Genomic DNA, 13,477 nt, shown 5'->3' with positions numbered 1-13,477 from the left:
CGACTCGACATTGTTGCGCACGACGAAATCGTACCCCGATTATGTCGGGCGTTACGGAATGTAGCCCGACTGTGTTCCGCGGACGACCAGGGTGCTCGAGTTAGGACCGCGCCTCGGTGTCGATGACATAGCGGCGCGAGGAATCGAATCCAAGCACACGCCCACCATCATCCATGAGCGCGCCCAGGCTGTCGCGCAGGGCGGCCCGCCAGCGCGAAGCGGTCTCCGGCCGACTGCGGCGGAGCCCCTCGATGTCATTCGGGAGGCGAACAATCACGAGCCCCGCATCCGTTTTCCGCACGGTCGGTTCGTCGTCCGCTGAGGGCTCGAGCAGCGTCTGGGCGTCATCGGCCCGGTGTGCGCTCGACTCGATAGCAGCGGGCTTTCCGTGGCAGGCCGCGGCCACGCTCGCCGAGAGTAGGTCCCACGTCACGAGTAACCTATCGGTGTCATCGCCACCGTTTAGAACATCGCTCATCTGCCCGTAGTAGTTGGGGTGGTATTTGCTCGCGCGGGCGCCGAGCTTCACGAGGTTGAAGTGGGCATTGCGACTGATGAGCGGGTCGAAGGTCCACGAGATCTCATGGATGCCCTCGCCCAACGCCCAAGCCCGCTGGTGCGCCTTGACCGCGAAGCCGACATTGCGGCCACGCATTCGACCATCGACGCCCGCGATATGGCTGTGCAGTGCCTGTTGCGAGGGTGCGGCAAAGAACCCTATGCACGCACCGACCAGTTCGTCGCCGTCGTAGGCGCCAGCGAGATAGCTTCCCGCCTTGGAAATTGCCCGCAGGGTTTCCCTATTGACCGGCCCCTGAGTGACATCCGAGGTCCAAATGCGCTCGAAGAGCGCCACTACCTCGGAGAATTCCTCGACCTGGTGCAGCAGACGGATCGTGATGCCCGCAGAGTCCGCCGCGGCCCGCGCCGCCTGACGTGCGTCCTCGACGAGGTCTTCGCTTGTGCCGATGGCGCTCAGGGTGGTCATCGTGCCGACACCGATGCGGCGGGATCCGTCTGTGCAAACTCGTGTATGAGCTCGGCGATGAGCGCGTGGACGAGGCCAGTACGTTCGATCCATGCGCCAACGAGCGCGTGTTCATCGCTCGCGTGTGCACCACCGCCCACTGCGCCGAGCCCATCGAGCGTTGGAACGCCGATCCCGGCCGTGAAGTTGCCATCGGAGGCTCCGCCGACCGAGGCGCTCTCGAGGCGGTCGAGCCCGAGCTCCTCAGCCAACCGGCTGGCGCGCGCGAACAATTCCAGCGCGGCCGATTCCTCGAGCGGCGGACGGTTCGCCCCACCGGTGATGTTCAGCTCGGCATCGGGTAACGTCGCCACGAGCGCGCGCATTGCGGTGTCCACTCTGTCTTGCTCGGCGAGCGTGCGCACGCGCACGTCCACGGCGAAGCTGGATGCGGCTGGGACGGTGTTTGTGGTCGTGCCGGAGCGTAGCAATGTCGGTGTGACCGTCGTGCCGAGTTCCGCGTCGCCGAGGCTTGCGACGGCAAGGATCTGGTGCGCGGCCTCGATCGAAGCGTTAACACCCCGCTCGGGCTCGAGACCGGCGTGCGCCGCCCGCCCTTGCACTGCGACCTCGTAGAGTGAGACACCCTTGCGGGCAACCTTGAGGGCGCCGCCGTCGGCCGATGCCTCGAGCACGAGGGCAGCGGCGCATCCGAGCGCCTCGTCTTCGATGAGCTGCCGGGAGCTGGGCGAACCGAGCTCCTCGTCGCCGGTTACCAGGAGGCTCACGCCATCTCGGTTCGGAAGGGCCGCAATGGCATGGAGCGCCATGATGAGTCCCGCCTTCATATCGAAGGAGCCCGGCCCGCGCAACACATCGCCGTTGATCTCGAACGGATGATCGATGAGCGATCCGATCGGCCAGACCGTGTCGTGGTGGCAGAGTACGAGAACCCTGGGGGTACCGAAGCGCCAGCGCAGGTGCGTGCGCCCCTCGATCACGATGCGCTCGGGGGAGCAGCCGAGCAGCCGTTCCCCGAGCTGGGTGATCGTGTCCGCACTGCGGGCGATGGCGGCTAGGTCTGTGGAGGGCGACTCGCGTTCGACGACGGTACGCAGGTCTTCGAGCATCCGCTTGCTGTCGAAGTTCACTGCGCCACCTTGGGCATTGCCCGTGCGCCGAAATGCACGTACTGCTCGCCCGTCGGCAGTGCATAGAAAACCAGCGAGAGCCACGCCTGAGTGCCGGGCGCCCGCAGCGCGAATTGGCCATCGCCCACCGGGGTGAGGGCGTACTCTTCGACGGGATTCGGCATAGATTCGGCGACGACGCCGCTCACGGTCGTGCGCATACGCACGGCCTCCTCCTCCTTAAAGACCTCCATGACGACGCCGGAGCGTTCGTAGGTTCCGAGGTACGGGGACATGTCGCCCGTGTACGGCTCGGCTGGCGGGCCGAACGATCCCGTAATCGAAACCTCGGCCAGCTCGCCGAAAATCTCGTTGTAGAGCTCGATGTACAGGTCGCGCGTGTTGCCGCCGTTGGTGAGCAGTGTCACGGCGATGCCATCTTCTGGCAGGATGCGCAGGAAGGCGGCCTGGCCGATCGTGTTGCCGTCGTGACCGTAGAGGCGCTTTCCGCCCCAGTCGAAGCGGATCCAGCCGAGGCCCCAGGAATCGCCGAGCACGTGCGGGTCGGGAACGTCGGTCTGGTGCGTGGTCATGAGCTCGGCGCTCTCCGCCGAGAGAATGCGGGTACCGTCGGCTGCGAGCCCGGCCTTGAGATGCATGCGGGCGAACTCGAGCACGTCTGCCGCGGTGGCATCGATGAGTCCGGCAGGGCCAAGCGAACGAGGGAGTGACCACATCGGAGCGAGGATGGGGCCGTTCTCATCGGCGCCCACATGGCCGGCGGCGGCACGGTGAAGCAGAGCCTCCTCCGGCAGCGTCACGGTGTGCTTAAGGCCGAGCGGTGTGAACAGGCGATCGCGAAGTGCATCATCCCAGCTGAGACCTGTGAGTTTCTCGATCACGCGGCCCATCAGTGCGTAGCCAGAGTTGCAGTACGAGAAGGTCGCCCCGATGGGGTGGTTCTGCTTGACCTCGGAGAGGGCATCGACGTACTTTTCCAGGCAGTCGTCGCCACGGCCGGTGTCGGTGAAAACGTCACCGTCTATGCCGCTGGTGTGGGTGAGCAGATGGCGCATTGTCACCGACTTGCTCACCTCGGCGTCGGCAACCCGGAACTCGGGGACCACGTCGAGGATCGGAGCATCGAGGTCGAGCTTGCCCTCGTCGACGAGCTGCATGATGACGGTCGCCGTCCACACTTTCGAGATAGAGCCAATCTGGAAGACGGAGTCGTTGGTGGTCTCGACACCGGTGTTGATGTTCAGCACGCCGTGGCTCGCGAGGACAGGCTCCTCGCCGAGGCGCAGGATGCCGAGCGTGGCCCCAGGAACTTTGTGGGCGGCCGCCAGCTCGCTCAGGCGCTGCTGCCAGTGCGCGGCGTTGAGAGCCTTCTTGCGAACGGGGGTCCCGGCGGCCGGGGCATAGCGCTCCACCCAGTCGACGATGCGCTCGTTCCAGTCGGCGCGGTGCGAGGGCGCTCCGCCGAGAATAAACAGGTGCGAGCCGCCCGGGTAGAGCACGAGCTCGCTCGGCACATCCTGTTCGCGGAGGGCGGTGAACCACTGCTCGGCCTGGCCGACTGGGCAACGGTGGTCCTCGCCTCCCTGCACGATGAGGGTCGGGGTGCGAACCTGGCCCACCTGGCTGTAGGGCGATTGCGGGGCCAGGAGTTCCGGGTTCTTCCACGGCAGGGCACGGTTCTCGAGGCGCGACACGAAGTGGCCGGCATCCGATGTGCCGGCGACGCTCGTGAGATCGGCGACAACACCGCCGGCGACGGCAGCCGCGAAGCGGTTGTCGCGCGAGGTGAGATAGCAGGTCATGAAGCCGCCGTAGCTGTAGCCGGTGACGGCGAGGCGTGCGGGGTCGGCAACACCCTCGGCGACGAGATCGCCGATCGGCTCGAGGAAGTCCTTGGCGTCACTCGTGCCCCAGCCGCCGAGAGCTCCGCGGTAGAAGTCGTTGCCGTAGCCGTCGCTTCCGCGCGGGTTGACCGTGAGCACAGCCCATCCGCGGGCAACGAGTTCGTGGTGGTAGGCGTGGATGGGGTCGGCGGCCCCGTTCCACGCATTGTGCGGGCCGCCGTGCACATCGAGCAGGAGCGGGAGGGGGCCGGTGCGTTGCGGGTCGCGGCGCAGCCAGCCGTGCACGACGACGCCATCCGAGATCGTGAAACTTCGCGGCTCGGCGACGATGACGCCGGTCTCCTCTGGCGAGTAGCTCGTGAGCACCGTAACGGTGCCAGAGCACAGATCGACCGTGGAGACTTCACCGAAGGACGTTTCCGTCGCGAGCACGATCGCGGCGGTGTTGCCGACGACGGAGACGCCGGACACGTTGGCCGCTCCGCCGACGATGACACGCTGCACCGCACCGTCGATGCTCGTAGCGTAGAGGTGGGTGTAACCACCGTCGCGCAGGCAGAAGATGACTGTCTGGCCATCGGCACTGAGCTGCGGGAGAGCGCCGGGGTAGCCCGCGCCGCCCGGCATGACATTGCGGTCGAGAGCCGAAGTGATATCTCGTGGCGCTTCGCCGTCGAGGGGAAGGAGCAGCACGCTCGCGTTTCCCACCTCGGCATCGGTGCGACCGACGGCGATGAGCTTGGAGGCATCAGGCGTCCAGCCGGTGACGGAGAGCTGCACGTCGGCGGCACCCACGAGGCGTGGCCTGGCATTGCCATCGCTCGAGGACATCACATAGGCGGCCGTCTCGAAGGTGAGGTCTGAATCGGCCTCTTTGCCGGTGGAGAAGGCGATCCTTTCGCCGTCCGGAGACCAGACCGGATCGCCGGCGTGCCAGTCGCCACGGGTCATCTGAGTTGTCTCGCCGCTGCCGAGGCTCACGACATGGATGTGTTTGCGCACCGTCCCAAGGAGGCCGGCACCGTCGGCTTTGTAGCCGAGCCTGTTTGTGACGATTGGTGCCGTACGGCGCTTCGCGAAGTCATCGCTGCCTTCGGCGGGCAGCGCAGCAGAGTCGATGGGGCCGGAGAACGCGATGCGTGTGCCGTCGCCGCTCCACACGGGGTCGCCAGCGCCGAGAGCCTGCGTCGTGACCTGCTCGGCTTCGCCGCCGCCGATCGGCAGAACCCAAATCTGAGGCGCCCCATCCTGGGCACGCAGGAAGGCCAGACGTGTCCCATCCGGGCTCCACCTCGGTGTCGAGTCGCCCGTTCCCCGGGTCAACCGGCGCGGTTCGCCGCCCTCCGCGGCCACGAGCCACAGCGAGCGTTCGTCGCGGTCTTCGGCGCGGTTGGTGGTCTTCAGAACATAAGCGATGCTGCCGCCGTCCGGCGACAGAGCGGGCTGCTCTGGAAGCTGCGTGGCAATGAGGTCGTCAATGCTTACACGTTGTTGTGCCATCGTGTGGGTCTCCTGATCAATGAGTTGCGCTGTGCGGGGTTTGGCTGGAGCGGATGCTGTTACCAAGCGGGTTCGAAAGGTTGCGGTAGACGGTCTTTTGTGAGCTCGGCGAAGTGGCAGGCCGTGGCGTGCCCCGGCGTCGTGGGAAGCTGTGGGGCGCTCTGCACGCAGATCTGACGCTCGGGGTGGACGAGCGGCCCAATCGGGCAACGCGGGTTGAATCGGCAACCGCTCGGCGGGTGATGTGGGTCTGCGGGTTCGACGTCCAACGGAGCGGCCGGATCAACGGCAAGAAGGTTGCCGTTGCGGGTCGGCACGGATGCGAGCAGCTCGCGGGTATACGGGTGCTTGGCGTTGTTCAGAACCTCATCGACCGGTCCGAGCTCGACGATGTGGCCGAGGTACATCACTGCGATGTAGTCGCTCAGATAGCGCACGACCGAAAGGTTGTGCGAAATGAATAGCATCGTGAGCTCCAGCTCGGCGCAGACATCGCGCACCAGGTTCAGAACCGAGCCCTGCACCGAGACGTCAAGAGCCGAGGTGATCTCATCGGCGATGATGACCTCGGGTCGTGCGGCAAGCGCCCGAGCGAGGCCGATGCGCTGACGTTGGCCGCCCGAGAGAGCACCCGGGAGCGAACCCGCACGGTCGGGGTCAAGGTTGACAAGCTTAAGCAACCGCCCGACCTCGGCTCGCTTGGCCGCGGCTGAGGAGAACGTGCCACGCGGAATCATCTCGGCGATGGACTCACCGATCGTCATGCGTGGATCGAGCGAGGAGAACGGGTCCTGAAAGACCATCTGAATTGGATGCCGGCGCCGCAGCGTCGTGACATCGACGCCGTCGAGCGTGATTGTGCCACCCGTGACAGGGGCGAGTCCGATGGCGGCGCGGGCGAGCGTCGACTTGCCCGAGCCCGATTCGCCGACGAGGCCGACGACCGAACCGGAGGGGATGGTCAGCGAGACGTCATCGACAGCGGTCAGGCCTGTGCTGCGGGATCCATATCTCACGCTGACATGATCAAAACGTAGCTCGCTCACTGTGCGCCTCCCACAGTTGCGACCGGCGCAGCTTCAGTGTGCGCGGCGGCCGTTAGTTCCGGCAGTGTCACGCGAGTATCGCTCTCTACGGGGTTCCAGCAGGCGACCCGGTGCTTATCCCTGTGGATCTCCAACTCGGGGTCGGCCTCGCGGCACTGTGCCGTCGCCAGCGGGCAACGGGCGGCGAAGGCGCATCCAAGCGGTACTTCGCCGGGTGCCGGCGGGCGGCCGGGAATCACGCCGAGGGGCTGTTCGCGGTCGGTGTCGAGATCGGGCACGACCTCAAGCAGGGCTCGGGTATAGGGGTGGCGTGCGCCCGTGTAGAGTTCCGCCGTCGGAAGATCTTCGACGACGCGGCCGGCGTACATGACAAGCACGCGTTCGCAGCTTTGCGAGATGACGGCGATGTCGTGGCTGATCAGCAGGATCGCCGCGTTCGTGTCGGTGCGCACCCGTTCAAGGAGCCGAAGAACCTGGCGCTGCACCGTGACATCGAGGGCGGTGGTCGGTTCGTCGGCGATGATCAGTTTGGGGCTGTTCATGAGGCCCATCGCGATCATCGCCCGCTGTCGCATCCCGCCGGAGAATTCGTGCGGGTACTGTTCGGCGCGCCGGGTGGCCGCGGGCACGCGCACGGCCTGAAGCTGCTTGACGGCGCGTTTCATGGCTTCCTTCTTGCTCATGCCCTGGTGTTCCTGTGCGGCCTCAGCGAGCTGGCTGCCGATGCGTCGGGTGGGGTTGAACGAGGTCATTGGATCCTGAAACACCATTGCGAGTGACGTACCGAGCAACCCACGAATGGTCTTCTCCGGCGCGGTGAGCATCTGGATGCCGTTGAACTCGAGTCGATCGGCGTCCACGACGCCCGGCGGTTCGATGAGCCGGGAGGCGGCCAGCGCGGTCAGGCTCTTGCCCGAGCCGGATTCGCCGACCACGCCCAGCGCCTCACCCTCCCTGACCTCGAAGCTCACTCCGCGAACGGGGTGCACCAGACCGCTGGGGGTTGGGTACGAGACGCGGAGGTTCTCGATGCTGAGAATCGTGCCGACGGAAACGGTAGAAAAGGCGGGAACCGCACGGGTGGTGGGCTGCGGCCGCGGCGGGAGCGTCCAACGACCGATGGTGACGCGGCCACCGGCCACGGATGCTGCGGTCTCGCCGAGCAGGTTGAACGCGAGGCCGGCAACGATAACGGCGACGGCCGGGCCGAAGGCTGCAGCGGGGTTGATGTAGATGCGGTTGAGTCCCTCGCCGAGCAGCTTGCCCCAGTCGTAGGCGGGAACCTGTACGCCGATACCGAGAAAAGACAAGCCGGCGAAGGCCAGTAGCGCACCGCCGGCGGCAACGGTCGCGTTGACGATGAGAGGCTCGGCAATGTTTGGCAGTACGTGCCGGATGAGCACGCGCAGGCGCGAGACGCCGGCGGCGCGTGCGGCAGAGATGAAGTCACGGCCTGCGATCGCGGCAGACATGGTCTGGGTGAGGCGGGCAAAGCCCGGGGCCATGGCAAAGCCGATGGCGAGCACGGCCCCGGTCGTGCCGACACCGAAGATCACGGCGAAGAACAGCGCTAGCAGGAGGCCAGGGAAGGCGACGGCAATGTTGACGATGCCGACGACGAGGCGTCCGGCCCAACGCGGGAGCACGGATGGGGCCGTGCCGAGCAGGGTTCCGACCGTGACGCCGATGACGACTGCGATGACCGCGAGTGCGACCGAGAGCTGGGTAGCAATCAACACGCGGGCGAGAACGTCGCGACCCAGCGCATCCGTGCCAAGGAGGTGCTCAGCGCTTGGACCCTGCTGTGTGCCAGAGGTGTCGATGGCCTCGGCCTGTGCGCCCCAGATCAGGGGGGCAAAGACTGCAAGCAGGGCAAGGAGAAGGACGAGAACTGTGGCGGTGGCCCCGACCGGGCTACGGACGATGGAAAGCCATTTCAGACGAGTGGGCATCAGGACTCCCGAATTGTAGAGCGCGGATCGAGAAGTGCAAGCACGATATCGATTACGAGGTTGACGAGAAGTACACCCATTCCATAGATGAGCACGATGGACTGCACCACCGGGTAGTCCTTGGACAGGATGGACTGCACGATCATGGTGCCGAGGCCGGGCCAAGCGAAGATGTTTTCGACAAGTACGGTGCCCGCTACCATGCCGCTGAGGAGGAGACCGGTGAGCGTGAGCGTCGCCGTCATGGCATTGGGGAGGGCGTGGCGGATATAGATCTTTCGCGGCGCCAAGCGCTTGGCGCGGGCGGTGCGAACGAAGTCTTGGCTGAGGACGCTGAGGACCTCGACTCGGATGATGCGCGAGAAGACAGCGATTGGCCCGACGGCCAGAGTGACAACGGGTAAGACCAGCGCTAACGGACTGTCATTGCCCGCGATCGGGAACCAACCGAGGTTGACCGCGAAGATGTAGACGAGCCCGACGCCGAGGAGGAACTCGGGGATTGCCGCGAACACCACACAAATGATGGCGAAGGTGAGTTCGAGCCCGCGTCTGCGGCTGCCGCGGGTCACCACGGCCATTGTGACGCCGAGCGGAAGGGCGATGAGTAGAACGAGGAGGCAGGCGAGCAGGGCGAGCTGCAGGGTGGCAGGGAACCGTGTCGCGATAATGTGGGCGACCGGCTCGTTGGTGATGGTGGAAACCCCGAGGTTGCCGGTGAAGAGCTTGGCGAAGTAGTTCACATATTGCACGATCAGCGGCTGGTCGAGACCGAGCGCGGCGCGCCTGGCCTCGACCAACTCGGCTGGTGCGTTCATGCCGAGCGCCGCGCGTACGGGATCGCCGGGCACGAGGTGGATCATGAGGAAGGCCGCCGTGATCAGCACCCACAGCGAGAGGATGAACTGTCCGCCGCGTCGCACCGCGAAGGTCAGCCAGGGGCTGATTCCTGCGCGTGATGCGGCAGTCGGTGCCGCCACCGTTTCGGTCATGGTGCTGGTCATGGGGCTACCAAACCTCTCGAGCTACTTGAACAGACGAATTGACGCGGGCTCGAGGCTGTCGCTCTGAACGAACTCCGCCTTGCTGCCGAACACTGACACAACCGAGTTCGCGAACGGGATGACGTCTGCGGCTGCAATGAGTGCTGCCTCAGCGTGCGACCAGTCGTCACAGCCTTCTTTGCCGGGCTTCGTCGCGGCAGAGGTCGTGGCGGCGATGTAGTCGGCGTTATCGGTGTAGCCGAAGTTTGAGCCTTTCGGCGGGGTTGCGCCGGAGAAGAATGGCACGATCTGGCTGGGCAGGCCAACGCCGACTGAGATGAGTGAAACGTCCCAGTCGCCGGTACCGAAGAGCGTCTGGCTCACGCCGTTGGCATCGACACCCTTGGGGGTCGCCGCAACGCCGATCTCTTTCCACATCGACTGCAGCAGCTCCGAGGTCGAGCCGAAGGAGTCGGAAATATACGAGGGGTAGATAACGGTGAGTGAGAGCTTCACTCCGCCCTTCTCGCGTATGCCGTCCGATCCGAGCTTCCAGCCGGCGGAATCGAGTGCGTCGGCTGCGGCCTTCACATCGAAGGCCGGGATGTTGGCCGTCGCCACGTCGGCATGGCAGGGGTTCGGCGCCGAGTTGACGAGGCTGGTCGGCGCGGTGCCCCTGCCGTTCGAGATAACCGCGCGCAGCTTATCGAGGTTCAGGCCCTTGGTGAGGGCAATGCGAAGAGCCTCATCAGAAAGCAGCTTCTTTGGGTTCTTGTTGAACTGAATCTGTCCCAAACCAGCTTGAATATCACTGGAGAAGAGCTTCTTGGTGCGCAGCCGCTCGGAATCGGGCCCCACAACCTGTGCGGCGTTCAGCTCGCCCGAAAGTAGCAGATTTGTCGCAGTGGTCTCGTTGGGCAGGACCTTGAAGATGACAGTGGCGGGGATGCCAGCCTGCTTCGGGTCCCAGTCGCCAGGGCCCCAAACGAACTCCTTGCGCCGGGTCAGTGTGTACTGCGAGTTCGGGGCGATCTTGGTCATCGTGTACATGCCGGTCGCGCCTTCACCCTTGGCGAGCGCATCCGCGTGGCCGAGAGCCGGCCCGCACACCATGTGCACGCTGCCAACGTTTTCGAGGAGGAAGGCGTCGGGCGCGCCGCTCTTCACGCTCAGCACGCCGGTGGCGTCGTCGCCTGTCGCGACCGTGCCGGCTTGTACGTTTAGCCCGACGAGGGGCGAGCCGTTCTTCGGGTCCGCAATGAAGTTGATGTTCTCCGCGAGCATTGACGCGGTGATCGCGGTGCCGTCAGCGCAGGTGGCGTCCTTGCGCAGGGTGAAGGTGGCGTTGGTGGTGTCGGCCTTCCACTTGCTCGCGAGCCCGGAAACGATGGTGCCGTCACTCCCTACCTCGACGAGGCGCGAATAGAGGAAGCGGTCGATGGTGCGCGCGACACTCATCGCGGTGATCATGGGGTTGAGGTTTCCAGGGTCGGCGCCGATTGCCATCGTGAATGTGCCGTCGGTCGCAAGCTCGTTACCGGAGTGGTTGCCGGAAGCGCCGGGCGCGGCGCAGGCCGTGAGAGCAAGTGCTGCCGCCCCAACGAGGGCGACGAATGGGGTAATGGAACGCATGAAATGCCTCCAGCTGGTCGTGTGCGAGATGGGATGTGTGCGGGTGGAGTTACGAAGAGAGCTCCCGGAGGTGCTCAACCGCGAGGTGACCGGCCACGCCGATGGAGGCGTCGACGGCGGGCAAGCGGTCTGCCAGCGAGTCGGCTCTGGTGAAGACGGCGACCGCATACTGCCGTCCGTCTGGGTAGGTGACGACGCCCGCCTCATTGCGCACTGCGGGCACGGTTCCCGTCTTCGCGGCAATCAGTACATCACTCGGGAATCCCGACGACAGCCGGTGCGGCCAGATCTGCTGCGCCATGATGTCTCTGGCGGTCTTGCAGGCCGCTGGAGACGCTGCGGTGTCAGTCCAAATTGCATTCAGAAGCGTCGTGATGTCCCGCGGAGTCGACGCGGCAGTACGCACCGGATCAAGGATCGAGAGGCCCCAGATCTGCTCGGCCGTCGCCGCTTCCAGCAGCTCCTTGAGGTCGCTCTCCGCACCGCCGCCGAGGTCTTCGACGACCGAAGCGAACAAGTCTTCGCAGCAGCCGATCAGACGCGTTTGGCTGAGCCCGAGGTCGCTCACGACCTGGTCAACTGCCTCCCGACCGAGTTGGTGGTAGAGGACGTCGGTTGCGGCATTATCGCTCATCACCATCATGTTGTGGGCAAGGTCACGCCAGCTGGCCTCGACATCGTCGGCGAATCCTGCGGTGCCAACTCCGCCGGTGCGGTAGCGCGCAGTGACAATCGTCCGCCCGCTTGGATCCAGCTGGCCGGCATCAACCGCGCGGACAAAGGCGACCAGGACGAAGATCTTGAAGACGGACGCGAGGATTACGCGCTCGTCGGAGCGGACGGAGACCTCGTGGTCGCAATCCGCCCCGATTTCACGCGCGTGTAGGAAGCCTGTGGCTCCAACCCGCTTGAAGACATCCGGGATGGCGGCGCTCATGCCGACACCCGGCGGTCGGCGCGACCGGTGTGCAGGTACAGCGCGTTGCCGTTGCCGTCGTTGCCCACGAAGGCGTGCGGTGTGTGTAATCCGTTACGGGCTTTACGTGCGATGAGGGTGTCGCCCTTCCAAGGCACCAGCTCGACCGGGGGCCGCTCCAGGGCAAGCTCGGCGAAGATTCCCTTCATCGTCTGTTCGATCCAGATCCGCCCCTCTGTGTCCTGGGTGACGTGGGAGTCCGCGACCTGTGAGCTGTAGGTGCCGACGTAGCGCGAGGCATCGATGGCGTGGACGTCGTTCGCGGGGGTGGGAAGCTCCGGCACGACAATGCCAGTGAGACGGTTGATGACGGGGGAGATGAGCTCCTTGTAAAGGCCAAGAACGTCGCCGCCGTTTGTCAGCACCGCAATCGCGGCCTTCTGCCCAGGGATCACGCGGAGGAAAGCGCTCTGGCCGATTGTTCCTCCGTCGTGGCCGATGACGGGGCCGCCCTCCCAATTGAAGAGCTCCCACCCAAGACCCCAGCTGTCGCCCATGAGACCGAGTTCCGGAAGCTTGACCTGCTGCTCCTGCATTGCTGCGACGCTTTCGGCGCTCAGGATCTGTTTGCCATCCGGGCCAACTCCGCCGTCGATGTGCATCTTTGCGAAGGCGATGAGGTTGCTCGCGCTCATAGCGAAAACGGATCCGGCCGGAGCGTTCGAACGCACAAGTGACCAGACCTGTGCCGGCTCCGGAGCGGCGTCCTCGCTCGGGCTGATGTGACCAAGCGCGGCACGGAACATGATTGCCTCCCCCGCCCCCGTGGCCGCGTGCTTGAGCTGCAGCGGGTCGATGAGGTGTTCGCGCAGGCAAGCCTCATAGTGCTTGCCACGAACAACCTCGACGATGCGGCCGAGAACCGAGAAGGCTGCGTTGTTGTAGGAGAACATTTCGCCGGGTTCGAAGAGCTGTGGCACATCGGCGAGGATCGGCATGAACTTCTCGACGGCGTCTTCGCCCTCGGTCGTGGCTTTGAAGATATCGCCCTCAAAACCGGAGAGGTGGCTGAGGAGCTGACGAACGGTGATCTTCGCCGCGGCGGCCTCGTCGGCGATGACGAAGTCCTTGACGTAGCGGCGAACGGGTGCGTCGAGGTCGACGAGTCCCTCATCGACAAGCTGCATGACGAGCGAGGTTGTCCAGACCTTGGTGATGGAACCGATCTGGAAGACCGAGTCGGTGGTGGCCTCAACGCCGCTCGCTTTGTTCAAGATGCCTGCCGCGGTCCGGACCACGTCGCCATCACTGAGAATCGCCACGGATGCGGCGGGTACCTGGTATTTGGCGATGAGGTCGGGCAGCTTTTCCTCGACCCAAGCACCGATCTGTGACAGTGATTCCACCATGAAAGTTCCTCCTCGTTGAGAATGCGAATTCGCTGAGCCTATTCGCTGCTGCCGCACTAAAAACTGGTAGCAACCGA

The 13,477-nt window shown here is 65.0% G+C and carries 9 protein-coding genes; all 9 read right to left on the bottom strand.

All coding sequences use genetic code 11. The features are described 5' to 3' along the window. Positions 1–100: 100 nt before the first annotated feature. From NFJ07_RS08980 to NFJ07_RS08940, 9 genes are read right to left on the bottom strand one after another with little or no spacing between them, the layout of a single operon-like run. The gene (locus NFJ07_RS08980; RefSeq protein WP_269993762.1) at positions 101–988 is read right to left on the bottom strand and encodes a GNAT family N-acetyltransferase; all 888 of its coding nucleotides are present in this window, start codon (positions 986–988) and stop codon (positions 101–103) included. Then, positions 985–2,118, bottom strand: a complete 1,134-nt coding sequence (locus NFJ07_RS08975) for a M20 family metallopeptidase (protein ID WP_269993761.1) — start codon at positions 2,116–2,118, stop codon at positions 985–987. The genes NFJ07_RS08980 and NFJ07_RS08975 overlap by 4 nt, the downstream gene beginning before the upstream one ends. Further along, on the bottom strand, positions 2,115–5,462 hold the full coding sequence (locus NFJ07_RS08970) for a serine hydrolase (RefSeq protein ID WP_269993760.1): 3,348 nt from the start codon (positions 5,460–5,462) through the stop codon (positions 2,115–2,117). Before NFJ07_RS08970 ends, NFJ07_RS08975 begins: the two co-directional genes overlap by 4 nt. Positions 5,463–5,521: 59 nt before the next feature. Further along, positions 5,522–6,478, bottom strand: a complete 957-nt coding sequence (locus tag NFJ07_RS08965) for an ABC transporter ATP-binding protein (RefSeq protein WP_269993759.1) — start codon at positions 6,476–6,478, stop codon at positions 5,522–5,524. Between the two features lie 26 nt (positions 6,479–6,504). After that, positions 6,505–8,460: a dipeptide/oligopeptide/nickel ABC transporter permease/ATP-binding protein gene (locus NFJ07_RS08960; protein ID WP_269993758.1), complete on the bottom strand. Its 1,956-nt coding sequence runs from the start codon at positions 8,458–8,460 to the stop codon at positions 6,505–6,507. Further along, positions 8,460–9,464, bottom strand: coding sequence for an ABC transporter permease (locus NFJ07_RS08955; protein ID WP_269993757.1), 1,005 nt, complete (start codon positions 9,462–9,464; stop codon positions 8,460–8,462). The genes NFJ07_RS08960 and NFJ07_RS08955 overlap by 1 nt, the downstream gene beginning before the upstream one ends. Before the next feature lie 21 nt (positions 9,465–9,485). Beyond that, the gene (locus tag NFJ07_RS08950) at positions 9,486–11,075 is read right to left on the bottom strand and encodes an ABC transporter substrate-binding protein (RefSeq protein WP_269993756.1); all 1,590 of its coding nucleotides are present in this window, start codon (positions 11,073–11,075) and stop codon (positions 9,486–9,488) included. Positions 11,076–11,124: 49 nt separating this feature from the next. Then, a complete protein-coding gene (locus tag NFJ07_RS08945) occupies positions 11,125–12,012 on the bottom strand; it encodes a serine hydrolase (protein ID WP_269993755.1) in 888 nt (295 codons plus the stop codon). Continuing rightward, the gene (locus NFJ07_RS08940; RefSeq protein ID WP_269993754.1) at positions 12,009–13,400 is read right to left on the bottom strand and encodes a serine hydrolase domain-containing protein; all 1,392 of its coding nucleotides are present in this window, start codon (positions 13,398–13,400) and stop codon (positions 12,009–12,011) included. The genes NFJ07_RS08945 and NFJ07_RS08940 overlap by 4 nt, the downstream gene beginning before the upstream one ends. Positions 13,401–13,477: the final 77 nt, after the last annotated feature.

The sequence above is a fragment of the Arthrobacter sp. B2a2-09 genome (assembly GCF_027587375.1).
Lineage (GTDB): Bacteria > Actinomycetota > Actinomycetes > Actinomycetales > Micrococcaceae > Arthrobacter.
The sequence above is the reverse complement of the archived record's forward strand: the minus strand, read 5'-3'. Positions and strand labels throughout refer to the sequence as shown.

Bases quoted from the DNA above. Each gene is read 5' to 3' on its own strand.
- NFJ07_RS08980 (WP_269993762.1), bottom strand. From the start codon at position 988: ATGACCACCCTGAGCGCCATCGGCACAAGCGAAGACCTCGTCGAGGAC.
- NFJ07_RS08970 (WP_269993760.1), bottom strand. From the start codon at position 5,462: ATGGCACAACAACGTGTAAGCATTGACGACCTCATTGCCACGCAGCTT.
- NFJ07_RS08960 (WP_269993758.1), bottom strand. From the start codon at position 8,460: ATGCCCACTCGTCTGAAATGGCTTTCCATCGTCCGTAGCCCGGTCGGG.
- NFJ07_RS08955 (WP_269993757.1), bottom strand. From the start codon at position 9,464: ATGACCAGCACCATGACCGAAACGGTGGCGGCACCGACTGCCGCATCA.
- NFJ07_RS08950 (WP_269993756.1), bottom strand. From the start codon at position 11,075: ATGCGTTCCATTACCCCATTCGTCGCCCTCGTTGGGGCGGCAGCACTT.
- NFJ07_RS08945 (WP_269993755.1), bottom strand. From the start codon at position 12,012: ATGAGCGCCGCCATCCCGGATGTCTTCAAGCGGGTTGGAGCCACAGGC.
- NFJ07_RS08940 (WP_269993754.1), bottom strand. From the start codon at position 13,400: ATGGTGGAATCACTGTCACAGATCGGTGCTTGGGTCGAGGAAAAGCTG.